23 protein-coding genes are annotated in these 21,321 nt (G+C 70.7%); 13 read left to right on the forward strand and 10 right to left on the reverse strand.

Going from position 1 to position 21,321, the window contains the following annotated elements:
* The first annotated feature begins 59 nt into the window (after window positions 1–59).
* The 6 genes from HZS55_RS00670 to HZS55_RS00695 all read left to right on the forward strand — a co-directional run bounded on the left by HZS55_RS00670 (window position 60) and on the right by HZS55_RS00695 (window position 5,925).
* Entirely contained in the window at window positions 60–1,187 is a 1,128-nt protein-coding gene (locus HZS55_RS00670) for a sulfite exporter TauE/SafE family protein (RefSeq protein WP_179909851.1), read from the forward strand.
* Window positions 1,187–1,621, forward strand: coding sequence for a universal stress protein (locus tag HZS55_RS00675; protein ID WP_179909852.1), 435 nt, complete (start codon window positions 1,187–1,189; stop codon window positions 1,619–1,621). Before HZS55_RS00670 ends, HZS55_RS00675 begins: the two co-directional genes overlap by 1 nt.
* A gap of 99 nt (window positions 1,622–1,720) precedes the next feature.
* Window positions 1,721–2,020 carry a hypothetical protein gene (locus HZS55_RS00680; RefSeq protein WP_179909853.1) on the forward strand — a complete coding sequence of 100 codons (300 nt, stop codon included), beginning with the start codon at window positions 1,721–1,723 and terminating at the stop codon, window positions 2,018–2,020.
* 189 nt (window positions 2,021–2,209) lie between these two features.
* Window positions 2,210–3,658, forward strand: coding sequence for a phosphomethylpyrimidine synthase ThiC (thiC, locus tag HZS55_RS00685; protein WP_179911746.1), 1,449 nt, complete (start codon window positions 2,210–2,212; stop codon window positions 3,656–3,658).
* Between the two features lie 219 nt (window positions 3,659–3,877).
* Window positions 3,878–4,888 carry a TIGR04024 family LLM class F420-dependent oxidoreductase gene (locus HZS55_RS00690; protein WP_179909854.1) on the forward strand — a complete coding sequence of 337 codons (1,011 nt, stop codon included), beginning with the start codon at window positions 3,878–3,880 and terminating at the stop codon, window positions 4,886–4,888.
* 101 nt (window positions 4,889–4,989) lie between these two features.
* On the forward strand, window positions 4,990–5,925 hold the full coding sequence (locus HZS55_RS00695) for a hypothetical protein (RefSeq protein WP_179909855.1): 936 nt from the start codon (window positions 4,990–4,992) through the stop codon (window positions 5,923–5,925).
* A gap of 36 nt (window positions 5,926–5,961) precedes the next feature.
* Here the strand turns inward: HZS55_RS00695 and HZS55_RS00700 are convergent, their stop codons facing one another.
* A complete protein-coding gene (locus HZS55_RS00700) occupies window positions 5,962–7,347 on the reverse strand; it encodes an FAD-binding oxidoreductase (RefSeq protein ID WP_179909856.1) in 1,386 nt (461 codons plus the stop codon).
* Between the two features lie 132 nt (window positions 7,348–7,479).
* Between HZS55_RS00700 and HZS55_RS00705 the strand changes: the two genes are divergently transcribed.
* Window positions 7,480–7,908, forward strand: a complete 429-nt coding sequence (locus tag HZS55_RS00705; protein WP_179909857.1) for a hypothetical protein — start codon at window positions 7,480–7,482, stop codon at window positions 7,906–7,908.
* 45 nt (window positions 7,909–7,953) lie between these two features.
* Here HZS55_RS00705 and HZS55_RS00710 read toward each other — a convergent pair whose 3' ends face one another.
* From HZS55_RS00710 to HZS55_RS00725, 4 genes are all read right to left on the reverse strand, one after another.
* Window positions 7,954–9,051, reverse strand: coding sequence for a phosphotransferase family protein (locus tag HZS55_RS00710; RefSeq protein WP_179909858.1), 1,098 nt, complete (start codon window positions 9,049–9,051; stop codon window positions 7,954–7,956).
* Between the two features lie 112 nt (window positions 9,052–9,163).
* Window positions 9,164–9,946: a 6-hydroxymethylpterin diphosphokinase MptE-like protein gene (locus HZS55_RS00715; RefSeq protein ID WP_218927261.1), complete on the reverse strand. Its 783-nt coding sequence runs from the start codon at window positions 9,944–9,946 to the stop codon at window positions 9,164–9,166.
* Window positions 9,947–10,072: 126 nt separating this feature from the next.
* Window positions 10,073–11,266 carry a dihydropteroate synthase gene (gene folP / locus HZS55_RS00720; protein ID WP_179909859.1) on the reverse strand — a complete coding sequence of 398 codons (1,194 nt, stop codon included), beginning with the start codon at window positions 11,264–11,266 and terminating at the stop codon, window positions 10,073–10,075.
* A 120-nt stretch (window positions 11,267–11,386) separates the two neighbouring features.
* Complete coding sequence (locus HZS55_RS00725; RefSeq protein ID WP_179909860.1) at window positions 11,387–11,695, reverse strand: hypothetical protein; 309 nt, start codon at window positions 11,693–11,695, stop codon at window positions 11,387–11,389.
* Window positions 11,696–11,815: 120 nt separating this feature from the next.
* Between HZS55_RS00725 and HZS55_RS00730 the strand changes: the two genes are divergently transcribed.
* Together HZS55_RS00730 and HZS55_RS00735 are read left to right on the forward strand one after the other, a co-directional pair.
* Window positions 11,816–12,343 carry a hypothetical protein gene (locus HZS55_RS00730; RefSeq protein WP_179909861.1) on the forward strand — a complete coding sequence of 176 codons (528 nt, stop codon included), beginning with the start codon at window positions 11,816–11,818 and terminating at the stop codon, window positions 12,341–12,343.
* Window positions 12,343–13,101 (forward strand): RNA methyltransferase, encoded by a 759-nt coding sequence (locus HZS55_RS00735; protein ID WP_179909862.1) that lies wholly within the window; start codon window positions 12,343–12,345, stop codon window positions 13,099–13,101. Before HZS55_RS00730 ends, HZS55_RS00735 begins: the two co-directional genes overlap by 1 nt.
* Window positions 13,102–13,146: 45 nt before the next feature.
* Here HZS55_RS00735 and HZS55_RS00740 read toward each other — a convergent pair whose 3' ends face one another.
* The 3 genes from HZS55_RS00740 to gatE are packed head-to-tail and all read right to left on the reverse strand — an operon-like array spanning window position 13,147 to window position 16,455.
* Window positions 13,147–13,581, reverse strand: coding sequence for a hypothetical protein (locus tag HZS55_RS00740; protein WP_179909863.1), 435 nt, complete (start codon window positions 13,579–13,581; stop codon window positions 13,147–13,149).
* Window positions 13,578–14,579 carry a hypothetical protein gene (locus tag HZS55_RS00745; protein ID WP_179909864.1) on the reverse strand — a complete coding sequence of 334 codons (1,002 nt, stop codon included), beginning with the start codon at window positions 14,577–14,579 and terminating at the stop codon, window positions 13,578–13,580. Before HZS55_RS00745 ends, HZS55_RS00740 begins: the two co-directional genes overlap by 4 nt.
* A gap of 1 nt (window position 14,580) precedes the next feature.
* Window positions 14,581–16,455: a Glu-tRNA(Gln) amidotransferase subunit GatE gene (gene gatE / locus HZS55_RS00750; RefSeq protein WP_179909865.1), complete on the reverse strand. Its 1,875-nt coding sequence runs from the start codon at window positions 16,453–16,455 to the stop codon at window positions 14,581–14,583.
* A gap of 222 nt (window positions 16,456–16,677) precedes the next feature.
* Here gatE and HZS55_RS00755 point away from each other — a divergent pair, with 222 nt between their 5' ends.
* From HZS55_RS00755 to HZS55_RS00765, 3 genes are all read left to right on the forward strand, one after another.
* Window positions 16,678–16,827, forward strand: coding sequence for a hypothetical protein (locus tag HZS55_RS00755; RefSeq protein WP_179909866.1), 150 nt, complete (start codon window positions 16,678–16,680; stop codon window positions 16,825–16,827).
* The gene (locus tag HZS55_RS00760) at window positions 16,824–17,000 is read left to right on the forward strand and encodes a hypothetical protein (RefSeq protein ID WP_179909867.1); all 177 of its coding nucleotides are present in this window, start codon (window positions 16,824–16,826) and stop codon (window positions 16,998–17,000) included. The genes HZS55_RS00755 and HZS55_RS00760 overlap by 4 nt, the downstream gene beginning before the upstream one ends.
* Window positions 17,001–17,065: 65 nt before the next feature.
* Window positions 17,066–17,941, forward strand: coding sequence for a DUF7537 family lipoprotein (locus tag HZS55_RS00765; RefSeq protein ID WP_179909868.1), 876 nt, complete (start codon window positions 17,066–17,068; stop codon window positions 17,939–17,941).
* Between the two features lie 116 nt (window positions 17,942–18,057).
* Here the strand turns inward: HZS55_RS00765 and HZS55_RS00770 are convergent, their stop codons facing one another.
* Window positions 18,058–19,467, reverse strand: coding sequence for a class II fumarate hydratase (locus HZS55_RS00770; RefSeq protein ID WP_179909869.1), 1,410 nt, complete (start codon window positions 19,465–19,467; stop codon window positions 18,058–18,060).
* Between the two features lie 71 nt (window positions 19,468–19,538).
* Here HZS55_RS00770 and HZS55_RS00775 point away from each other — a divergent pair, with 71 nt between their 5' ends.
* A complete protein-coding gene (locus tag HZS55_RS00775; protein ID WP_179909870.1) occupies window positions 19,539–20,297 on the forward strand; it encodes a hypothetical protein in 759 nt (252 codons plus the stop codon).
* Between the two features lie 32 nt (window positions 20,298–20,329).
* Here the strand turns inward: HZS55_RS00775 and fen are convergent, their stop codons facing one another.
* Complete coding sequence (gene fen, locus HZS55_RS00780; RefSeq protein ID WP_179909871.1) at window positions 20,330–21,310, reverse strand: flap endonuclease-1; 981 nt, start codon at window positions 21,308–21,310, stop codon at window positions 20,330–20,332.
* Window positions 21,311–21,321: the final 11 nt, after the last annotated feature.

The following is a 21,321-nucleotide window of genomic DNA, read 5'->3' on the forward strand; positions in this document are numbered from 1 at the left end:
GGCTCGCCCGATCCGGTCGTCTCGGCGTCGAATCGCGCGGCTTCGCGGGGTGGCCTCGCGTGAGTTCCTCCTACAGCTCCGTCCAGAAGTCGTTTCTCAAGTACCAGCACGTCTTCGTGTTCGCGGCGCCCGTGGTCTTCGTCGCCGCCGTCCTCGCGTTCGCGCCGACCGACGGCGCCAGCGGGACGAGCTACTGGCTGGAGTACTGGTGGCTGTTCCCGGCGTTCCTGACCGGCGCGACGATCGTCAACACGGTCGGGATCAGCGGTTCGGCGCTGTTCGTGCCGTTCCTGATCTTCATCTTCCCCCTGTTCGCCCAGCCGCTGTCGCCGCAGACGATCGTCAAGGTGGGGCTGATCAGCGAGGCGTTCGGCCTGTCGAGTTCGTCGGTCGCGTTCATCCAGTACGGGCTGGTCGACCGCCGGCTGGCGCTGACCATCGTCGGCGGCGCCGTCCCGTTCGTGATCGCCGGCGCCATCCTCTCGTTCGTCGTTCCGGAACCCGTCTTCCACGCCCTGCTCGGGCTGGCGCTGATCGCGGCCTCGATACTCCTGTTCAAGGCCGACCTCGACCACGAGGGGGCCGAGTCGGACGCCGACGGCGGTCAGGAGGTGGCGGCCGACGGCGGACACGGAGCCGCGGCCGACGGGACCGCCGAGCTGCCCGACGACGCCGGCAAGCTCGGTCCCGCCGGCGTGCGCACCGACGACGACGGCACCGTGACGCGGGTCGACCGCGACGGCGACGACTACACCTACACCCGCGGCGGCTACCTCAGGCGGTTCGGCAACTACAGCATCGGCGGCACGTTCCAGGGACTGGCGGGCTTCGGCGCCGGCGAACTGGGCATCATCTCGATGCTCTCGACGAAGGTGCCCGTCCGCGTCGCCATCGGCACCAACCACATCATCGTCGCGGTGACGGCCGTGCTGGCCTCGCTCGTCCACGTCTTCGGCGGGAGCGTCCTCTCGGCGGTGGGCATCCACATCCCCGGCGTCCACGGCCTCTCGCTGGCCTCGACGCCGTGGAACATGGTCGTGTTCACCGTCCCCGCGACCGTGACCGGCGGCCAGATCGCCCCCTACGTCTCAAACGCCCTGGAGACCGACACGATCAAGACCTTCGTCGGCGGCCTGTTCGCCGTCATCGCCGTCGCGCTGTTCGGCATGGCGGTGGGGGGGATCTGATGTACGACGATATCCTGCTGCCGACCGACGGCAGCGAGGCGACCACCGCCGCCGTCGACCACGCCGGAGGCCTGGCCGAGGTCCACGGCGCGACCGTCCACGTCCTCTCGGTGGTCGACACGCGCAACCGCTTCGAGAGCCCCTCCAGCGGCCTCGCCCCCGACGCCTGGCTCGCGTCCGAGCGCGAGCGGGCCCGCCAGGCCGTCGACGAGGCCGTCGAGACGCTCCCCGAAGACGTGCCCGCCGAGCGCGTCGTCGAAGAGGGCGTCCCGAAGTCCGCGATCCTGGGGTACGTCGAGGAGAACGGCCCCGATCTGGTCGTCATGGGCACCCACGGCCGCACCGGGCTCGACCACTACCTCATCGGCAGCGTCGCCGAGAACGTCGTCCGCGAGTCGCCCGTCCCCGTGACGACCGTCCGCGTCGACGGGTAGCGACTCCCGCGGTCGGCGATGCACGACCGCCCCCCGTCAGTCGTTCGGCATCGATCGACGCGAGAGAAGGTTGATATGTCGAACGATCGAAGCGTCAGTATGGCATCTCGATCCCCGTCGAGCGGTCGACTCGTCTCGGCCGCGGGGACGGTCCTCGCGCTCGCGCTGCTCCTGGTGGGCGGCGCCGTGACAGCCGAGGTCGCCCTCGAACTCGTGATCGTCGATGGACCGGTGCTGGGGGATCCGGGCGTCGGTGTCCAGCGCGGGGCGGTCGGCCTCGTCGCCTTCCTCGCCGGCTGTCTCGTCCTCCGGAGCGTCGCCAGCCGGGACGCCTCCCCGCCCTCTGACGACGAGGACCAGGACTCCGACACGCCGAACAGGCTCGTCGGCGACTGGTAGCACCCCGATACTGCCGCCGCTCGCGTCGCCCGACCCGGACGGCCGCCGGCTCACTACGTGACTCCGGTTCGCGGTCCCGCCTCCCCTTCGAAGTAGTTCTCCCTCGCCCGATCCGTCCGGTAGCGACCGCTATCCCGGCGACGATCGGCCGGATCACCAACGCTTATTACTTGGTAGTATAACCTAGTAATTATGCCGACGCAACTACAGCGCGCCAGGGAGGGAACGGTCACCGCGGCGATAGAGCGGGTCGCCGAGCGGGAGAACCGCGACCCCGAGTTCGTCCGCGAGCAGGTCGCCGAGGGGCAGGCGGTGATCCCCGCAAATCACGGTCACGAGTCGCTGGACCCGATGATAATCGGTCGGGAGTTCGCGACGAAGGTCAACGCCAACATCGGCGCCAGCGAGACGACCAGCGACCTGGAGGAGGAACTGGAGAAACTCCACAGCGCCGTCCACTACGGCGCGGACACGGTGATGGACCTGTCGACCGGTGGCGAACTCGACCGGATCCGGGAGACCAACGTCGAGCACTCGCCGGTGCCGGTCGGGACCGTTCCCATCTACGAGGCCGTCATGCAGGTCGACGACGTGGCCGACTTGACTCACGAACTGCTGCTCGACGTGATCGAGAAGCAGGCCGAGCAGGGCGTCGACTACATGACCATCCACGCCGGCGTCCGGATGGAGCACCTCCCGCTGACCGACGGCCGCAAGACCGGTATCGTCTCCCGGGGCGGGTCGATCCTCGCCCAGTGGATCGAGGAGAACGGCATGGAGAACCCCCTCTACACGAAGTTCGAGGAGATCTGCGAGATATTCGCCGAGCACGACGTGACGTTCTCGCTGGGCGACGGGCTTCGGCCGGGGAGCCTCGCCGACGCCAGCGACGAGGCGCAGTTTGCCGAACTCGACACGCTCGGGGAACTCACCCGCACCGCCTGGGACCACGGCGTGCAAGTGATGGTCGAGGGACCGGGCCACGTCCCGATGGACGAAGTGGCCGACAACGTCGAGCGCCAGCAAGAGGTCTGCGACGGCGCGCCCTTCTACGTGCTCGGCCCGCTCGTGACCGACGTGGCGCCGGGCTACGACCACATCACCAGCGCCATCGGGGCGACAGAGGCCGCCCGCGCCGGCGCCGCGATGCTGTGTTACGTCACCCCGAAGGAACACCTCGGCCTGCCCGACGCCGAGGACGTGCGCGACGGCCTGGCCGCCTACCGCATCGCCGCCCACGCCGGCGACGTGGCCAACGGCCTTCCCGGGGCACGGGACTGGGACGACGCCCTCTCGGAGGCCAGGTACGAGTTCGACTGGCGCCGGCAGTTCGACCTCGCGCTGGACCCCGAGCGCGCTCGCGAGTACCACGACCAGACCCTGCCCGGCGACAACTACAAGGAAGCCCGCTTCTGTTCGATGTGCGGCGTCGACTTCTGCTCGATGCGCATCGACCAGGACGCCCGCGACGCCGACGGCGAGATGGAGACCATCGACGACGAGACCGACCTCGAATCCTCGCCTGCCGCCGAAGTGAACCGCCCGCCGGTCGGCGAACACGACGCCTCGGACGTGCCCGACCTCCCCGAGTTCGTCGAGTACCCCCACCCCGACCACGAGGAACCTGCGGACGACTAGCGAGGCGCGAGCGGAGCGAGCGCCTCGAAACAGCGAGCGGGGAGGAACGACCCGCGAGCAGCGTGAGCGGAGCGGAGCGAATCCCCCGCAGCAAACGCCCGACCCGTTTCCCGGCGTGCTACGCACCTTTTTGCGCCTCCGGCCCCCCACTAGAGGTATGGTACCTACCCGCGCGCCGGAGGCCGAGACGACCGACGGACCCACACGCCGGAGGCCGAGATGACCGACGGACCCACCCGCGACGCCTTCCTACCCGTCGCCGCCCAGCCGTCGGTCGACACCCTCGTGGCGTACGCACAGGAGGCCGAGGAGTTGGGCTACGACCGGGCCTGGATCCCCGAGACCTGGGGCCGGGACGCCGTGACGACGCTGACGGCCATCGCCGAGCGCACCGACTCGATCGGTATCGGCACCTCGATCGCCAACGTCTACTCCCGCTCGCCCGCGCTGATCGGCCAGACCGCCGCGACCCTGCAGGAGGTCTCCGAGGGCCGACTCCGCGTCGGTCTCGGCCCGAGCGGTCCCGCCGTCGTCGAGGGGTGGCACGGCGCCGACTACGACCGCCCGCTCCGGCGTACCCGCGAGACTATCGATATCGCCCGCCTCGTGCTCTCGGGCGAGCGCGTCGAGTACGACGGCGACATCTTCCAGCTCTCGGGACTGCGTCTACGCTGTGATCCACCGGATACGCTCCCGGGGATCGACGCCGCCGGGATGGGACCCAAATCCGTCGAGCTGGCGGGGCGGTTCGCAGACGGCTGGCACGCGCTCATGCTGACTCGGGAAGGACTGCGCGACCGGCTCGCGGACCTGAAACGGGGGGCGGACCTGGGCGACCGCTCGGTCTCGGACCTGCGCGTGACGCTCTCGCTGCCCTGCATCGCGCTGGACGACCGCGAGCGCGCCCGACAGTTGGCCCGCAACCACCTGGCGTTCTACGTCGGGGCGATGGGCACCTTCTATCGGGAGGCGCTCGAGCGACAGGGCTACGAAGACGAGGCCGTCGAGATAGCAAGCGAGTGGGCCAACGGCGACCACGAAGCGTCGATGGCGGCCGTCTCCGACGAACTGCTCGATGACCTGGGTATCGCCGGGACGCCCGCGGAGTGTCGCGAGCGCTACGCCGAGTGGGAAGCCATCGACGGCGTCGACGCCGTCTCCGTCTCCGTCCCCCGCGGCGCCGACCCCGACGAGATATCGGCGACGATGCGCGCGCTGGCGCCGGAGTAGGGACCGAGCAGGCGGCCTCGGGATCTGCGGGACCTGGCGGTATCAGATAGCGAAACAGGTCGGGCAAATTTATGTAATCTGACGGCAACCAACGAACAGCGATGGCCGCCGAGTCGAAATCGGAGACGGACGGAACCACCGACCGGGCCACGGCCTCAGTCCTGTCGGTCCTCCTGCTGGTCGCGGTGACGCTCGTGGTTTCGATGGTGCTCGTCGTGGGGACGCTGACGTTCCTGCCGAGCGAGGGCGAGGAGTCGGTCCGCCCCCAGGCCGACTTCGGCGTCGAGCGCGACGACGGGACCGTCGTCGTCGACCCGCAGTACATGGAGGAAGGCGTCCCGTTCACGCTCCTCATCAACGGCCGCGAAGCGTACTCGTGGGAGGGGGCCCACACCGAGGAGGTGCGGCGACTGCGCTGTCTGAACGAGGGCGACACCGTTCGGGTCCGCGCCGAGGCGGGCGACGACCGCACGTATCTGATCGAGGACTTCGACGTGCGGACACGGACCGAGTGCGACCTCTCCGGGTCGGCCGCCCGGTTCACTTACGCGCAGGTGGGGAGTCGACAGGTTCCGCTCGCCGACGCCGACCACGAGTTCACGCTCGCGATCGACCCCGACGGTCCGAACAGCGTCAACGGCGACACCGACTTCCCGACGACGAACCCGTGGGTGTACGTCGAGCGCTACGACCGGGCCCTCGAAGGGCTCGGGTCGCCAGTCTACCTCGTCGTCTTCGCGGACAACGTCGGGAGCGTCGCCGACTGGCGCTCGCCCCCATCGGACGACGAACGCGACGAGATGGCCGACGCCTTCGAGGTCGACGGCGACAGCGTGCGGGTGACCGCGGGCGGGGTCGAACCGACCGACGACGTGTACATGCTGTTCGAACCCGGCTGTTCGGAGAGCCGGTTCAAGTTCCTCCGGATGCAGGGCGGGTACAACAACCAGATCCTGATCGACGGCACCGAACTGTTCCGCACCGACGACGCCACTACCGGCCAGGTCTACACCGGCCCCGGCGTCGACTGTGCGTGACCCGGCGCCGCGTACTCGCGACGACCAGGTCCCGGGTCACTCCCCCTCGTCGGGGAAGACCTTCCCGGGATTCAGAATGCCCTCGGGGTCCAGCGCGTCCTTGAGAGAGCGCATGGCGGCGACCGACTCGGCGCCGTGCTCGCGCTCCATGAACTGGCGCTTGCCGCGGCCGACGCCGTGCTCGCCGGTCGCGGTCCCGCCCAGATCGATAGCGGCCTCGACGACGGCCGCGTAGGCCGCCTCGCCGCGCTCGACCATCGCCGGGTCGTCGGGGTCGGCGAGGATCTCGTAGTGGAGGTTGCCGTCGCCGGCGTGGCCGTAGCAGGCCATCGGGAGGTCCCGTTCGTCGGCCTCTCGGCGAGCCGCGCGGACGATCTCGGGGAACGACCCGATCGGGACGGTCACGTCGCCGGGGTGGAGCGGCCGGAGGTCCTCGCGGTACTCGTCGAGCGCGTAGGCCATCTCGCGGCGCAGTTCCCACAGCTGGGCCATCTCCTCGTCGGCGGCGATCTCGAAGGAGACGGGGTGGTAGTCGGCGAAGACGGTGCGACAGAAGTCGATCTCCTCGTCGATCCCGTGGTCGGCGTGGAACTCGACGAACACCATCGGCGCGTCCGGGAGGTCGGTGCCGACGTACTCGTTGGCGACCGCGGCGGCGAACCCGCCCATCAGCTCGATCTTCGCCACGTCGACGCCCGACTGGACGGCGTCGGCGATGGCGCCCGCCGCGTCGTCGAACGTCTCGAACACCGCGCGGCCGCCCCGGACCTGCTGGGGCCGACCGGCCAACTGGAGCGTCGCCCGCGTGACGACCGCCAGCGTTCCCTCGCTGCCGACGAGCAGGTCCGTCAGGTTGTAGCCCGCCGAGGACTTGGCGGCCTCACTCCCGGCCGTCACGACCGTCCCGTCGGCCAGTACCGCTTCGAGCGCGAGCACCCAGTCGCCGACGACGCCGTACTTCACGGCCTGCATCCCGCTGGCGTCGGTGGCGATCATCCCGCCGACCGTCGAGATGTCGCCCGACGACGGCAACGGCGGGAACGTCAGCCCGTGCTCGGCGGCCGCTTCGTCGACCGCGCTCCCCAGCACGCCCGGCTCGACATCGACCTGCAGGTCGTCCGGCCGAACCTCTAGGATCCGGTCCATCCGAGTCAGGTCCATGCTGATGCCTTCGTGGGCAGGAACGCTTCCCCCCTCCAGGCCGGTGCCGGCGGCGTAGGGCGTGACGGGGATCCCGCGCTCGTGGGCGCCGGCGAGGACGGCCGACACTTCCTCGGTACTCGTCGGCCAGACGACGGCGTCGGGGCGGACCTCGTCCTCAGGGTGGGTGCCCCAGTCGCCGGCGTGCTCGTCGCGGGCGTACTCGTCCGTCGAGACCCGGTCGGGGCCGACGGCGTCGCGCAGAAAGTCGAGGTCGGACATGGGCGAGATGCGGGGCCGCGGGGGCTTAGCTCCGTCGGCGTCCGTCGGGAGCGGCTCGCAGGCACCCGGTCCACGATCGACACGACTCGCCCAAGAGTTACGGGCGGACGGAGCGAACCGGCGGTCGAGACGATGGACGCGACCCGAGTTCTCGTCGGACGGGACACGGCGTGCAGGCGACGCTGGCTCGTCGCCGGCGTCGCGGCCGGCGCCGGCTGTTCCGCGCTACTCGGGGCGGCGCTACCGGTTCCCGGGGTGCCGTGGTACGTCGGCGTTCCCGCGCAGGCCCTCTTGATCGCGGCCTCGGTCGCGCTACTGGCGCTGGGCTTCGGCGTCGGCGTCGTCCTCCTCGCCGACTTCGCGCTGCTGTTGCCGGCGTACTACGTCCGGGCTCAGGAGGTCGGGGTCGGTTTCAGGACACCGATGGAGCACGCGCTCCCGCAGGCGGTCGCGGACGCGGCCGTACTCGGGATCGTCGGGGTCGGCCTCTGGCTCGTCGTGCGGCGAGTCGCCGATCCCGCGGATCTCGACCGACTGGTCGTGCGGGTACGCTCCGAGTAGGAACCGGGTCCACGGGGCCGCTTTGCCGCGCCGCTGTCGGCCGCCTCAGGAGTCCACACCCGGCACGCGTTCGGCGAGAAACGTCCGGTGTTCGGCCGCCCGTTCGTCGCGCTCGGCGGGCGTCGCGTCCTCGTACCACAGCGGCAGACAGGCCATCGCGTCGAGTCGGTCGGTCAGCCGGTAGACCGCCATCCGCTCCAGCGTCGGCTCGTCGAACGCCCAGCTCTCGCGACCCTCGGCGTAGGCCGAACGGAAGGTCTCCCGCAGTTCGGCCGTCCGCTCGGGGTCGTCGCGGACGGGCTTCAACAGCGAGAACTCGACCTTCGCGAGATTGTAAGCGGGGTCGGCCGACGAGAGGTTCGCCCAGTCGAGCACCGCGTTCGTCTCGCCGGTCTCGGGGTCGAGCAGGAGGTTGCCGTAGCGGTAGTCCCAGTGGTTGTACGTCGGTGGGTCGGGTTCGGACAGTTCGGGGATCGCGTCGCGCAGGCGCTCGCGGACGGGTTCGACGAGGTCGGCGAACCGCTCGGGGTCGTCGGCCAGGTCCGGGAAGTAGCCGCCCTCGGTGAGCACGTCCAGCGTCCGCTCGGCGTCCGCCAGCAGCCGCTCGCGGAAGTCGTCGGCCCGCGGGTGGTCGTCGGTGTCGAGCACCGTCAGCTCGCCGCGGGCGACGCCGACGCTCCCGACCGCCGGGAGCGGGCCGAGCTCGTGCAACTCGACGAGGTTCCGGCCGGCGTCGCGAACCACTCGCTCGCGGGCCGGCGGAGAGAGCGACTCCGGGTCGTCCTCCAGATTTACCCCGTCGACGTGCTCGACGAGGTAGAACGGAGCGGGAAAATCGTCGTGAGCGTCGCGGTACCCGAACACCTCGGGGACCGGGATCGTCGTCTCCCGCCCGACGAGTTCGAACAGCCGCGGTTCCGAGCGGGCGATCGGCGGGTCGACCAGATCGGCGGTGGTCGCCTTCAGGACGACGGTACGCGGGCCGTCGGGCGTCCGCACGTCGAGCGTCGCCACGAAGTCGGTCCCGTGCGGACTCCGCTCGATCGATTCGACCGACCACGCGGGTTCGAGCGCGGCGACCATCCCGCGGACCGCCTCGTCGGACACCTCGCTGTCGGTCGGCGAGCCGGGTTCGGGGGTCATGGATCCACTCGCGCGAGGAGCGACAGAAGGCTTGCGGTCGACCGACCTGCGTCGACGCGGACGACGGCTCGGTCGGCCGCACGCGGCCGACGACCGCGCCATCGCGACGCCGTCACACCGGCAACGCCGACTCGTCGATGCCGTCGCGACGGCCGTCCAGCACGGCGAAGCGGTCGCCGCGGCGGATCTCCAGCCACCTGAGCAGCCGCTCGGCCCAGGCGAGCTTGCGCGCTTTCAGCGGGTCCACGTCCGGGTCGTCGAAGTCCCAGCCAGCGAAGACGAGTTCGCCGGCGCCGCAGTGGTCGGCGAGGAACGCCGCGCGGTCGCCGTCGGTGAACCCACCCGTGTTGACCACCGGGCCGGCGGGCGCGGCCTGGGTGGTCGGCAGCACCCACTCGACCGCGAGGCGAGGGACCCGCTCGCGCAGCGCCGGGCGGTTGTCGCCGTGGGCGTGGACCGCCACGGGCGTCCCCTCGGCGGTCAGTTCGCGGGCCACGTCCCCCTGTTCGTCCAGATCGGTGACCATGCAGTCGACGGGCAGGCCGGCCGCCCGCACCACCGTCGCCGCGTCGGAGGCCGCGACGACGTTGTCGGCCGCTCGAACGACACCCAGTTCGTCACTGAGCGACGGTCCCGCGCCGACGACGGCGACCGTCTCGCCGCCGAAGTCGAGGTCCGCGAGCGCGAGCGGGGGCGCGTCCTCGCCGGTGCGTCTCGACGGATCGCCGTCGCCGTCTGACGCGGGCGCGCCTCGCCCGGGGTCGCCCTCTCCCCCGCCGGCGCCGTCGCTGACGAGGTCGGCGAGCAGGTCGCGAGCCCGTTCGTCGCCGCCCCGGTCGAACCCCATATCGGCCAGGATCGCGCCGTAGACGGGTTCCCAGTCGTGAAAATCCATAGCAGTGACTACCCGAGTTGCGCCCCAATAAACCGGATTAGCCGAAATGGCACGTACAAGGTACCCCTACCCAGGTGCCCTTTCGGCCTTCACCCACCCGTTTTGGCGCATCCGGTATAAGTTTTCTCACCTGTCACCCCAGCCGCCGCCCGGCAGCGTCCGGGCGAGCGCCCGTGGCACGTCGGTTCTGGTCGCCAGGTCGGCCAGCGCGCCGGCCGATCCCCACAAAAACCCCTCCTCGTCGCCGGCGACGAACCGGCAGTCCGTCGCGGCCGCGGCCGACCGCAGCGCCTCGCGAGCGGGCTCGTCGAGCCCACCGACCGCGTAGAGGCGGCCGACGGCCGCGGCGGGGTCGGCCGCGACGCCCGCTCGCTCGAAGTGCCGCGCCGCCTCTCCCGGCGTCGTCACGTCGAGTTCCGCCGCGCTGAGTTCACCGTCCTCACCGGTGCTGCGACCTCGTTCCGGGGCGAACGCGTCGCCGACGAGCGCGGCGTCGCGCGTCTCGCTCACGTCGTGAGTGCGGATGACGTGGGCGCCGCGCTCGACGGCCATCGACGTGGCCGCGAGGCTGACCGGCAACGCCTCCTCCGTCGAGCGGTCGGCAAGCGATCTGAGGAACGTCTTGCGGTTGATCGAGACGAGCGTCGGCGCGCCGAGCCCGCGGAACTCCCGCAGCCGGCGGAAGGTCTCGCGGTCGTCCGCGACGGTCTGGTTCTCGGACCAGCGGCCGAAGGCGGGGTCGACGATGGTCTTGTCCGTCAGCCCGTTCTGTTTGAGCGCCTCGTACACCTGGTCGACGTAGTCGGCCGACTCGGCCCACGACTCGGACGTGCGCTCGGCCCACGGCGTCGCCCGCACGGCCCCCGGTTTCGTGATGTCCGGCGGGCTGGCCATCTTCGCGACGGCCACGTCGTACTCGCGACACACCTCGGGCATCTCCGGGTCGGCGAAGCCCGCGATGTCGTTGACCATGTCGAACCCCCGATCGAGGGCGGCCTCGGCCACCTCGGCGTAGCGCGTCTCGATGCTCCAGACGGCGTCGCCGGACGTCGATTCGAGCGTCTCGACCGCCGTGTCGAGCCGGTCGATCTCCTGGGCCGCCGAGAGCACGTCGAACTTCTTGTTGGCCGACTCGAGGCCCACGTCGACGATATCGCATCCCTCGTCGATCAGCTCGTCGTCGACGTACGCCGCGGCCTCGCCGGGGTCGTCGAAGACGCTCGGGTCGTAGGGCGACTCCTCGCTGACGTTGAGCACGCCCATGATGCGCGGCGGGTGGTCGTCCCCGATCCCGAGGCCCGCGGCGTCGACGTTCTGCATGCGCGGGGGTGAGGACTACGGGTCCAAAAGCGGTGCGGTGCGTCCGCGGCCGGCGGCGCGGCGACCCGGCCGCCGGTCCATCGAGCCGATCCGGTCGCGGCCTCCGCGGCGACGCCCGCGCTACTGCTCGTCGAAGAGCGTGTTGACGGTCCGCGTGTCCCGTTCGTAGCGGGAGTCGGGGAGCTTCGCCGAGCAGTTCCGGCAGACGGTGTAGTCTGGGTCGTTGTTCGTCTCGCACTCCGGGCAGTAGCCCGGGTACTTCGACGGCGTCGTGTGGACGAGCGTCGAGTAGTGCGACGGCATCGACGCCTCCTTCCGCGGCGACAGCGACGCCAACCGGCCGAGCGCCGTCGCCCCCACGAACGCGACCAGTCCCAGCGCCAGCGACGCCAGCGCCGCGAACACGATGACCGCCACGAAACTGACCATGTGTGACAGTCTGAACCACACCGTCATAAATCGTCGGATCAGCTGGCTGACCGGACCGCGCCCGGCGGGTGTCGGTCCCAACACGGGCGCTTTTTGTCGACCGACCGTCTACGACCGGCCATGGGAAAGGTCTCGATCGGGCTCCGCGGCTGGCGGTTCGACGAGGAGGCGGTGTTCGCCGCCGACGGGACGATCCGTCCGCTGGCGAACATGGACGCCGAGACGCGCGAGCGGATCGTCCGCCTCTCGGCGATGATGGGCGAGCCCTGCGACTGCTGTTACCTGGTCCACGGCGATGAGGAGATCCAGCGGTGCAACCCCGCACAGGCCATCTACGGGGAGGCGCTCGGCGAGGTCCTCCTCTGTGACGACCACGAGGCCGACTTCGTCTACTGGTTCCAGGAGGCGGGCGGCAAGCGCCACGCCGGCGAGCGCGACCTGAAAGACCGCTTTCACCAGTGGTTCGTCGACGGCGGCCGCGCCCCCGAGGGGTTCGAACTCGAACACGTCGAGGAGGACCCCGACGACGTGCCCGAGGCGCCCGACCCCGACGAGGAGCTACCCGGGCTCGAGGAGGAGATCGAGGAGATGGACGACGACGAACTCGACGCGCTCGACATGGACCTGTCGGACATCGACTTCGACTGATGAGCGAGCATGACCACTCCGTCTCGGTCGCGGTCGTCGACGCCGAGACTTCGGGCAACGTCGGCACGATCGCCCGCTCGATGAAGAACTTCGGTCTCTCGGACCTCCTGCTGGTCGACCCGCCCGACATCGGCCCGGACAGCGAGGCCTACGGCTTCGCCGGCCAGGCCCGCGAGGACATCCTGCCGTCGGCTCGGGAGGTCTCCTTCGACTACCTGGTCGAGAACTTTCACACCGTCGGCTGCACGGCGGTCACCAACGAGGACGAGCGCAGCCACACCCGCTACCCCTTCAGGACGCCCGCCGGTCTGGCCGACAGCCTCCGCGGCGTCGACGCCGACACCTGCGTCGTCTTCGGCCGCGAACGGGTCGGGCTCACCAACGAGGAGCTCGCCCGCCTCGACGAGGTGTGTTCGATCCCCGCCTCCGGGGAGTACCCCGTCCTCAACCTCGGTCAGGCCGCCACTGTCGTGCTGTACGAACTCCGCGATCTGACCGTCGAGGAGACCCAGCACCCAGACAGTCGCCACCAGCGCGCAGACGAGCGCGCCGTCGAGGGGCTGCACGAGCAGTTCGGCGAGTTCCTCGACGCCGTCGACCACCCCGAGGAGAAGCGTGCGAAGGCCCGGCGGCTCTGGCGACGGTTCGTCGGGCGCGCCCATCCCACCGGCCGCGAGGCCAAGACCCTGCGGGGGATCTTCAGGCGGGCCGGGCAGAAGATCGACCGGAGCGAAGGCGACGACGGGGACCGGCGCTGACTCGGCGGTCGCCGGCCCGATACGGGCGGGAGTCGGCGCGGTCGGTCACCGCTCGCGGTCGACGGCCGACCGCTCGACCACGACGCCCGCCCGCGTCGTCGAGACGAGGTCGGCGAGGACGTGCGCGTACAGGGCTGCGGCGACCAGGCCGGCGACGTACGGCGACCGCAGCCACAGCAGCGGGACGGCGACGCCGCCGGCGAGCACGTGGCTCAGCAACCGATTCAGCGCGCCGACGGACCCCTCGTCGAAGATCTCGTCCTGTGCGACGAAGACGATCCGCGGGTCGCGGAGACAGCGCCGGACCGGGTCCAGGCTCCCGGTGTTGTACCACGCAAGCAGGAAGTGGTCGACGTCGATGCCGACGCCGACGACGAGCGCGACGGCGACGACCGCCCACGCGGGGATCGGCGGTGTCGTGACGAGGAGGGCGGCGACGGCGACGGCCAGCGAGACGGCGGCGTGGCTGGCCGATTTCATCGCGTCGAGCGAGAGTCGTCGACCGGCGCGTCGCGCCCGCGAGCGCCGGGTTCGGACTCGGGGACGGTCCGCTGGACGACCGAGAGCCCGACCGCGCCGGCGAGGAAGGCGCCGGTCGCGAGCAGTTGCGTCCACGAGTCCGGCGCGGGCCACAGGCCCATCCCGGCGGCCTCGACGGCGCCCATCGGCGTCACCGTCGCGCCGACGAGCGCCACGCCGAGCGCCGCGCTCAGGACCGCGACCGCGATGCCGCCGACGACGAGGACCAGCCAGACGACGGCCGTCCCGCCGACGACCGTCCGGATGTCCGCCCCGTCGACGGCGAGGACGAGGAACGCGACGGCCAGGATCCCGTAGTCGACGGCGCCGCCCAGCGCCGCGACGGTCGCGTCGGCGGCCGCCAGCCAGACGTACGGGACGCCCAGCGACAACTGCGTCGCGAGTTCGACGCCGAGCCACAGCGCCGCGACGACGCCCAGCACCCGCGCGACCCGGACCACCGCTCGGGGTTCGACCCGCGGGAGCCGGCGCTCGCTCGGCGCTATCGGCAGCCCCGCCCGGGCTTCGTCGCCGAGCGCCTCGCGGAGCGCCGCGCCGCCCGCCGCCGTCGCGGCGACGAGCCCGGCCGCGAACAGCCCGCTCTGGACCGCCTCGGCGCCCCCCTCCACGAGCGCCGTCGTCGCGACGGGGTCGGACTCGACGACGAGCCGCGCGAGCGGCGACGCCTCGATGGCGGCCGCGCCGACGAACACCGCGAGGGTCAGCCGGCGGACGCTCGCCCGCGTCACCGACCCGTCGCCGGTGGCGACGCGCTCGGCCAGCGCGAGCAGCGCGACGACGGCCAGCCAGTCGGTCGCGACCCGCAGCCCCAGCGAGCCGACGAGCGTCACGACGCTCCGGAGCGGCCGCGGCGGCACCGACGCCAGCGCCAGCGTCGCCGCCGCCAGCGCCAGCGTCGCGACGAGCGCGGCCAGCCCCCGGCGGCGGGTCGCCTCCATGTTACGCTCGCTCCTGGATCTCCTCGCGGAGGACGCTGCTGACCGTGTCCCCGTCGGCCTTCCCGCGCAGTTCGCCCATGCACTCGCCCATCAGGCCCGAGAAGGCGCCCATGCCCTCCGCCTCGACCTGCTCGGCGTTGCGCTCGACGACGCGCACGACCGCCTCGCGCACCTCGGCCTCGCCGACGCCGCCCAGGTCCTCCTGCTCGACGGCCGCCTCGGCGGTGAGTTCGGGGTCGGCCGCCAGCGCGCGCAGCAGGTCGTCGAGCCCCTCCTGGGGCACCTCGCCGGTGTCGACGAGCCCGAGCGCCTCGGCGAGGTGGTCGTCGGTCAGCCGGTCGACCGCCACGTCGTCGCGGCGCAGTTCGGTCAGCGTCGACTCGAACGTCGTCGCCGCCAACGTCGGGTCGACCCCTTCGCCGACGACCCGCTCGAACAGCGGCATGTACTCGCCGTAGGCGACCTGCTCGGCCAGTCCCGAATCGAGGTCGTACTCGGCCTCGTAGCGTTCGACCTTCTCGGTCAGCAGTTCCGGCCGGTCGACCTCGCTGGGGTCGGGTTCGACGGGGGGAACGTCCGTCTCGGGGTACATCCGCGCCGCGCCGGGCAGGGGCCGCAGGTAGCGGGTCGTCCCCTCCTCGGTGGCGTCGCGGGTCTCCTCGGGCACTTCCGCCATCGCCGCCTCGGCCCGCTCGACGACGGCGTCGATAGCCAGTTCGGTCGTCTCCGCGTCGTCGGCGACCAGCGCGACCGCGTCCTCGGGCCCGGCGTCGACGGCCTCGCGCAGATCCGCGACCTCCGCCTCGGTGACGCCGTAGGCCGGCAGTTCGTCGGTGTGGAAGATGCCGCCGGCGCCGTGGCGCTTGGCGTGGTCGGAGAACTCCGTGCCCAGTCGGCGGTCGGGCTGGATCTCCCGGCCGACGAGCCCGTCGAAGCCCTCTAATCGGACCGCCATGACGTTGCCCCCACTGGAGAGCGCGCCGCCGATGACTCCCGAGTCCGTGTCCTCGAACACGTCGGTCACGTCCGCGGGCTCGCCGACGCTCGCGTCTCGATCGCCGAGCTCCTCGGCGATGTCGAGCAGTTCGACCTGCCGGCGGACCTCGTTGCGGACGATGTCGTCGATGTCGTCGAGGCTCTGGACGCCCTTGATCTCGACGCGGGCGCCCTCGGCGATGGAGACGTTCACGTCCTGGCGAATAGTACCTAAGCCGCGCTTGACCTGCCCCGTCGAGCGCAGGAGCATCCCGATGCGCTCGGCGGCGTCGCGGGCCTGCTCGGGCGAACGGATGTCCGGCTTCGTCCCGATCTCCACGAGCGGGATGCCCAGCCGATCCAGGGAGAATCGGACGCCCGAATCGGTCTCCGCGACGCGCTGGGCGGACTCCTCCTCGAGCATGAGGTCCTCGATCCTGACCTGCCCCTCGTCGGTGCGAATCGCGCCCTCGCCGGCGACGCGCATCGTCCGCTGGAAGCCCGTCGTGTTCGAGCCGTCGACGACGATCTTCCGCATGACGTGGACCTGGTCGGCGACGCTCGCGTCGAGCAGCTGGGCGATCTCCATGGTCACGTCCATCGCCTCCCGATCCACGCGGTGGGGTGGCTCGTCGTCCTCTTCGACGAGGCAGGTGGTGTCGTAGGAGAGGTACTCGAACTCGCGGTCGACCATGCTCTCCTCCAGCGCCGCCTCGTCGATCTCGCCGAGTTCGCTCTTGGTCGGGTGGAGATAGCGAGTGAACGTCCGCTGGGCGTCCTCCGGCTCCCGGAGTTCGGTCGGACACGGGCAGAACAGCTTGGTCGCCGTGTCCAGCTGCTGGTGGATCTCCAGCCCTGCCACCAGCCCCAGGTCCTCGTAGTCGTAGTCGGCGTCGCTCATTGGGCGTGTCTGCGACCGGGTGGACAAAAAGGACTCCGTCTCGGCGCCTCGCCGCGGTCGCGGGACCGGAGCCCCCGGGACGCCCGTGTCCAGGACGTGCGACACGCGACAGAGCCATCGACAAGTCAGCGGAACTGATTTACGCGCTCGAGATCACTTCCGACGCATCCACACGATGTCGGAATCGGCGAAACAGCGGCTGATCACGTTCGTCGCCTCGGTGTGGGGGATACTGACCGCGTACATATCTACGTGGTGCTGGGGTATCCCGCCGAGTTCCCTCAGATAATGATACTCTTCAACCTAGTCGTCGTCTGCCAGCTCGCGACGTTGCTCCCGATCTATCGGTACGTCGGGTGGGAGTTCAGATGAGCGAACGAGACTACGACGGGACGGCCGGCGCGGTCGGGGGTGCGGCCGGCGCAGTGGTCGGAACCGTCTTCACCAACCTGACCTCGTTCACGCCCGGACACCTGCTCGCGGCCGCGATCGTCGGCGGAGCGACCGCCTACCTCGGCTATCGTCTCGTCCGCGCAGTCCGCTGAGTGTGGCCCGGCCACGCGACGACCGCCGCCGAGGTGTTTTGCCGGTCCGGGCCGTACCCGAGACCATGGACGGGCGTGCGCTGGTCGTCGTCGGCCTCGTCGTGCTGGCGGGCTGCTCGATCGTCGCCGACGGCGGCGAGTCCGAGGACCCCGTCGAGACGCTGACGCCCGCACCGGTGCCGACGACCGCGCCGACAGACACCGCCTCGCCCTCGCCGCTCCCGCCGGGCGTGACGACCGGCGGGACGATCAGCCCGAGTGCGCTCGCGTCCGCGCACGTGCGAGAAGTGACGGGCCGCTCGTACGTCTGGGCGGAGCGCCGGCGGACGCTGACCGCGACCGGCGACGGCAACTGGACCGAAGCGCGCAACCGCACTCGAACCGTGCGGCTCGAAGAGGGCGACACCTACCGCTGGAGCCGCTCGCGGCGGGTCGTCTGGACCGGTCTCACGCTCGGGTACCAGCCCGCGATCGAACGGTACGCCGACGGCGACACCCGCTACGTCCGCGAACAGGACGTGGACGGCCCCCTCTATCGCACCCGGCCTGCGACCAACGACAGTCAGGTCGTCGCGCTCGTCGCCGCCAACCGGATCCAGTCGTACCTGTCGCTCAGGAACGTCTCCGTCTCGGTCGGTCGGATCGACGGCGAGCGGCGCTACTGGGTCGAGAGCCGCGGCGGCGGCGTCGTCGACGGCGAGTACGCCGCCAACTACTCCGTCGGCGCCGTCGTCACCTCCGAGGGGTTCGTCCGCCGGCTCTCGGTCAGCTACACCACCGAACGCCATGGGACCGCGACCCGCATCGAGTACGAGTTCGCCTACCGGCAGGTTGGGACCGTCTCGGTCTCGCCGCCCGACTGGCTGCCCGAAGCCCGCGCGACCGTCGGGGAGGAGAACGGTTCCGCAGCGACCGCAAACGCGACCGCTCGGACCCCCTGATAGCTCGGGAGTTCGCCGCTCGCTATAACGTGGCCCTCACTCCGTTCGGGCCACGCTACTCGCGGTTCCCTGCGGTCACCGCTCGTGTTGACGAGGTCTCCCTACGGTCGACCTCGCTACTCGTCCCCGAGAATCACTCGCTCGGTCATCTTCGCCGGGTCGAGCACCTCGTCGGCTTCGTCCTCGCTCAGGTAGCCCTCGGCGACGACGACCTCCTTGATGGTCTTGCCCTCGGCCATCGCCTGCTTGGCGACCTTGCTGGCCTTGTCGTAGCCGATGGCGGGGTTCAGCGCGGTCGCCAGCGCCATCGACTGCTGGACGCGCTCCGCGCAGTGCTCGCGGTCGGCTTCGAGCTTCGCGACGAACTTCTCGGCGAAGACCTCGCTGCCATTCGAGATCAGCCGCGCCGACTGGAGGAAGTCGTTCGCCAGGACCGGCTTGTAGAGATTGAGGTCGATCTGGCCCTCCGCGGCGCCCGCCGAGACTGCGGCGTCGTTGCCGACGACCTGCTTGTGGACCTGGTTGACGGCTTCGGCGACCACGGGGTTGATCTTCCCGGGCATGATGGAGGAGCCGGGCTGGTTCTCCGGCTGGTCGATCTCGCCGAGCCCGTTCCGGGGACCCGAGGCGAGCAGCCGCAGGTCGTTGGCGATCTTGTTGAGGCTGCCCGCCACCGTCCGCAGCGCGCCGTGGGCCTCGCTCATCGCGTCGTGGGCGGCCTGGGCCTCGAAGTGGTTGTCGGCCTCGCGGAACTCGACGCCGGTCTCCTCGCTGATGTACTCGGCGGCCTTCGCGGGGAACTCGGGGTGAGTGTTGAGGCCGGTCCCGACCGCCGTCCCGCCGAGCGCCAGTTCGCTCAGGTGCGGGCGGACGTTCTCGACGCGCTCGATGCCCTTCTCGATCTGGGTGCGGTAGCCCGAGAACTCCTGGCCGAGGGTAATGGGGGTGGCGTCCTGCAGGTGGGTGCGACCGGTCTTGACCACGTCGTCGAACTCGTCCGCTTTCTCGCCGAGCGCGTCGGCGAGCGTCTCGAGAGCCGGGAGCACGTCCTTCTCGACGGCTTCGAGGCTCGCGACGTGCATCGCCGTCGGGATCACGTCGTTGGACGACTGGCCGTAGTTGACGTGGTCGTTGGGGTGGATGGTTCGAGAGCCGACCTCGGCGCCGTAGATCTCGCTGGCGCGGTTGGCGATGACCTCGTTGGCGTTCATGTTCGAGGAGGTGCCCGAGCCGGTCTGGAACACGTCGACGGGGAACTGGTCGTCGTGTTCGCCGGCGATGACCTCGTCGGCCGCCTCGACGATGGCCTCGACTTTCTCCGACTCGACGAGGTCGAGATCGTCGTTGGCCAGCGCCGCCGACTTCTTGACGACGCCGAGCGCGCGGACGAAGCGCCGTCCGAACGTCTCCTCGCTGATCGGGAAGTTCTCGACGGCGCGCTGTGTCTGGGCGCCCCAGTAGGCGTCGGCCGGGACCCGCATCTCGCCGAGGCTGTCCTCCTCCGTTCGGAACTCGTCGTCTGACATACCCGGAACGTCGCGGCGAGAGGCGTAAAAGCCACCGAAGACACTTGACGCCGGCCGCCCACCGCCCCGCCATGGATCGGCCCGCCCTCCACCTCGCGATCGCCGCCTGCCTCGTCCTCGCAGGCTGTTCCGCGCTCGGTCCGGACCACACCCGCGACGACCGCGCCGAGTCCGCGCTCGCCGACGCCCGCGACGCCGTCAACGCGACCGACACCTACCGCTTCGACGGCGACCTGCGCGTCGTCGCGACCGCCGACCGTCGGACCGAACGCGTCGCGATAGACGTGAACGGCAGCGTCGACGCCGCCGAGCACCGGATGCACTCGACGGCCGTCCGCGACGGCGAGGCCTACGAGTCCTACGTGATCGACCGGACGGCCTACCGCCAGTGCGGCGGCCCGATGGGGATGGACCTGTGGGGCGTCGAGAACGTGACCGCCGACGACTGGACGACGCAGACGCCCGCCGCGCGCCAGCTGGCGCTGCTGGAGTCCGGGTCGATCTACTACAACGGCACTCGCACACTCGACGGGCGGGAGGCGGTCCTGCTCGTCGGCCGACCGACCACCGAAGCGCTCACGAAGTACCAGGAACGGCGCGACCGGTCGCTGCTGAGCGGCCCGATCGTCGAGAACGCCACGGTCCGCGTCTGGCTCGACCCCAAGACGAGCCGCCCGCTGCGGTCGGCGGTCCGGTTCGAGGTGAGCCAGGGCGACAACGCCGCGAGCGCGACCGTCGACGTACGGTTCGACGACTACGATTCCGGTCTGTCGGTCGACGTGCCCGTGATCCCTTCCGAGAAGCGGTCGGACCTGGGCTGCCCAGGGTGAGACCGTGGGGCCGCCGCGGCGGGGCCGCCCCGTCAGGTCCAGCGGTCGAGGCCGGTCTGGACGACCGACTGCTCGATGCGCTCGAAGCCGCGTTCGACCTCCTCGGCGGCGACCTCCCACTCCTCGCAGACGAAGGCTCGCGCCGCTTCGAGGTCGGGTTCGACCTCGCGGTCGAGGTCGTAGTCGTCGGTGACGGCGGGGTTCAGGAACAGGTCACGGATGCGGTCGGCGTTCTCGACGTACACGTCCTCGGCCTCGAAGACCGTCCAGATGTCGCCGTGTTCGCGGACCGCCGTGACGGCGGTCTTGGGCCCGTACCCCGAGACGCCCTCGTTGAAGTCGGTCCCCATCAGGATCGCGGCGTCGACCAGTTGCTCCCAGGTGATCCCGTGGTCGTCGAGGGTGGCCTCGAAGTCCATCAGCTCCGGGTCGCCCTTGCTGGTGAGCTGGCGCAGCGTCAGCGGCGCCCCCAGCAGGAGCGCGTCGTAGTCCTCCGTGCCGACGTAGTCGACCGCACCCTCGCGAGCCATGTGCGTCGCCTGGGCCTCCCCCTCCGCAGGCGCCTCGATAACCGGCACGTCGAGCAGTTCGAGCACCTCGCGGGTGGTCGAGAGGATCGTCTCGGTGAGCCGCTGAGTCTGGGACTCCAGTCGCGCGACGGCGATCGCGTCCCCCTCCTCGCGGGCCTGTTCCAGCTGTTCCTCCCGCTTCTCGCGTTCCTCCCGGCGCTGCTCGACCTCGTCGTCCTTGAGCGAGACGACGCTCCCGTCGAAGACGAACACGGGCGTGATGTCGTGTTCGAAGAACTTCGGGAGCCCCTGGACGACGCCGACGAGGTTCGCGACCTCCTCGCCGTCGGCGGTCGTGTATATCGAGTCGTTCGTCCAGCGGACGGTCGTCGTCAGGTACCGGTAGAGCCAGTTGTGCGCGTCGACGGCGACGACCGACCCCGACAGGTCGTCGAACGGCACCTCGTCGATGGCGGCCAGGTCCCGGAGGTCTGCGTTTCCCATCACGCCCCGTT

The organism is Halosimplex rubrum (assembly GCF_013415885.1).
In the GTDB taxonomy this organism is placed as follows: domain Archaea; phylum Halobacteriota; class Halobacteria; order Halobacteriales; family Haloarculaceae; genus Halosimplex; species Halosimplex rubrum.

Bases quoted from the DNA above. Each gene is read 5' to 3' on its own strand.
- HZS55_RS00745 (WP_179909864.1), bottom strand. From the start codon at position 14,579: ATGGAGGCGACCCGCCGCCGGGGGCTGGCCGCGCTCGTCGCGACGCTG.
- HZS55_RS00760 (WP_179909867.1), top strand. From the start codon at position 16,824: ATGAGCGAACGAGACTACGACGGGACGGCCGGCGCGGTCGGGGGTGCG.
- gatE (WP_179909865.1), bottom strand. From the start codon at position 16,455: ATGAGCGACGCCGACTACGACTACGAGGACCTGGGGCTGGTGGCAGGG.
- HZS55_RS00735 (WP_179909862.1), top strand. From the start codon at position 12,343: ATGAGCGAGCATGACCACTCCGTCTCGGTCGCGGTCGTCGACGCCGAG.
- HZS55_RS00715 (WP_218927261.1), bottom strand. From the start codon at position 9,946: ATGGATTTTCACGACTGGGAACCCGTCTACGGCGCGATCCTGGCCGAT.
- HZS55_RS00725 (WP_179909860.1), bottom strand. From the start codon at position 11,695: ATGGTCAGTTTCGTGGCGGTCATCGTGTTCGCGGCGCTGGCGTCGCTG.
- HZS55_RS00705 (WP_179909857.1), top strand. From the start codon at position 7,480: ATGGACGCGACCCGAGTTCTCGTCGGACGGGACACGGCGTGCAGGCGA.
- HZS55_RS00775 (WP_179909870.1), top strand. From the start codon at position 19,539: ATGGATCGGCCCGCCCTCCACCTCGCGATCGCCGCCTGCCTCGTCCTC.
- HZS55_RS00710 (WP_179909858.1), bottom strand. From the start codon at position 9,051: ATGACCCCCGAACCCGGCTCGCCGACCGACAGCGAGGTGTCCGACGAG.
- HZS55_RS00765 (WP_179909868.1), top strand. From the start codon at position 17,066: ATGGACGGGCGTGCGCTGGTCGTCGTCGGCCTCGTCGTGCTGGCGGGC.
- HZS55_RS00690 (WP_179909854.1), top strand. From the start codon at position 3,878: ATGACCGACGGACCCACCCGCGACGCCTTCCTACCCGTCGCCGCCCAG.
- fen (WP_179909871.1), bottom strand. From the start codon at position 21,310: ATGGGAAACGCAGACCTCCGGGACCTGGCCGCCATCGACGAGGTGCCG.
- folP (WP_179909859.1), bottom strand. From the start codon at position 11,266: ATGCAGAACGTCGACGCCGCGGGCCTCGGGATCGGGGACGACCACCCG.
- HZS55_RS00730 (WP_179909861.1), top strand. From the start codon at position 11,816: ATGGGAAAGGTCTCGATCGGGCTCCGCGGCTGGCGGTTCGACGAGGAG.
- HZS55_RS00770 (WP_179909869.1), bottom strand. From the start codon at position 19,467: ATGTCAGACGACGAGTTCCGAACGGAGGAGGACAGCCTCGGCGAGATG.
- HZS55_RS00680 (WP_179909853.1), top strand. From the start codon at position 1,721: ATGGCATCTCGATCCCCGTCGAGCGGTCGACTCGTCTCGGCCGCGGGG.
- HZS55_RS00675 (WP_179909852.1), top strand. From the start codon at position 1,187: ATGTACGACGATATCCTGCTGCCGACCGACGGCAGCGAGGCGACCACC.
- HZS55_RS00695 (WP_179909855.1), top strand. From the start codon at position 4,990: ATGGCCGCCGAGTCGAAATCGGAGACGGACGGAACCACCGACCGGGCC.
- HZS55_RS00700 (WP_179909856.1), bottom strand. From the start codon at position 7,347: ATGTCCGACCTCGACTTTCTGCGCGACGCCGTCGGCCCCGACCGGGTC.
- HZS55_RS00740 (WP_179909863.1), bottom strand. From the start codon at position 13,581: ATGAAATCGGCCAGCCACGCCGCCGTCTCGCTGGCCGTCGCCGTCGCC.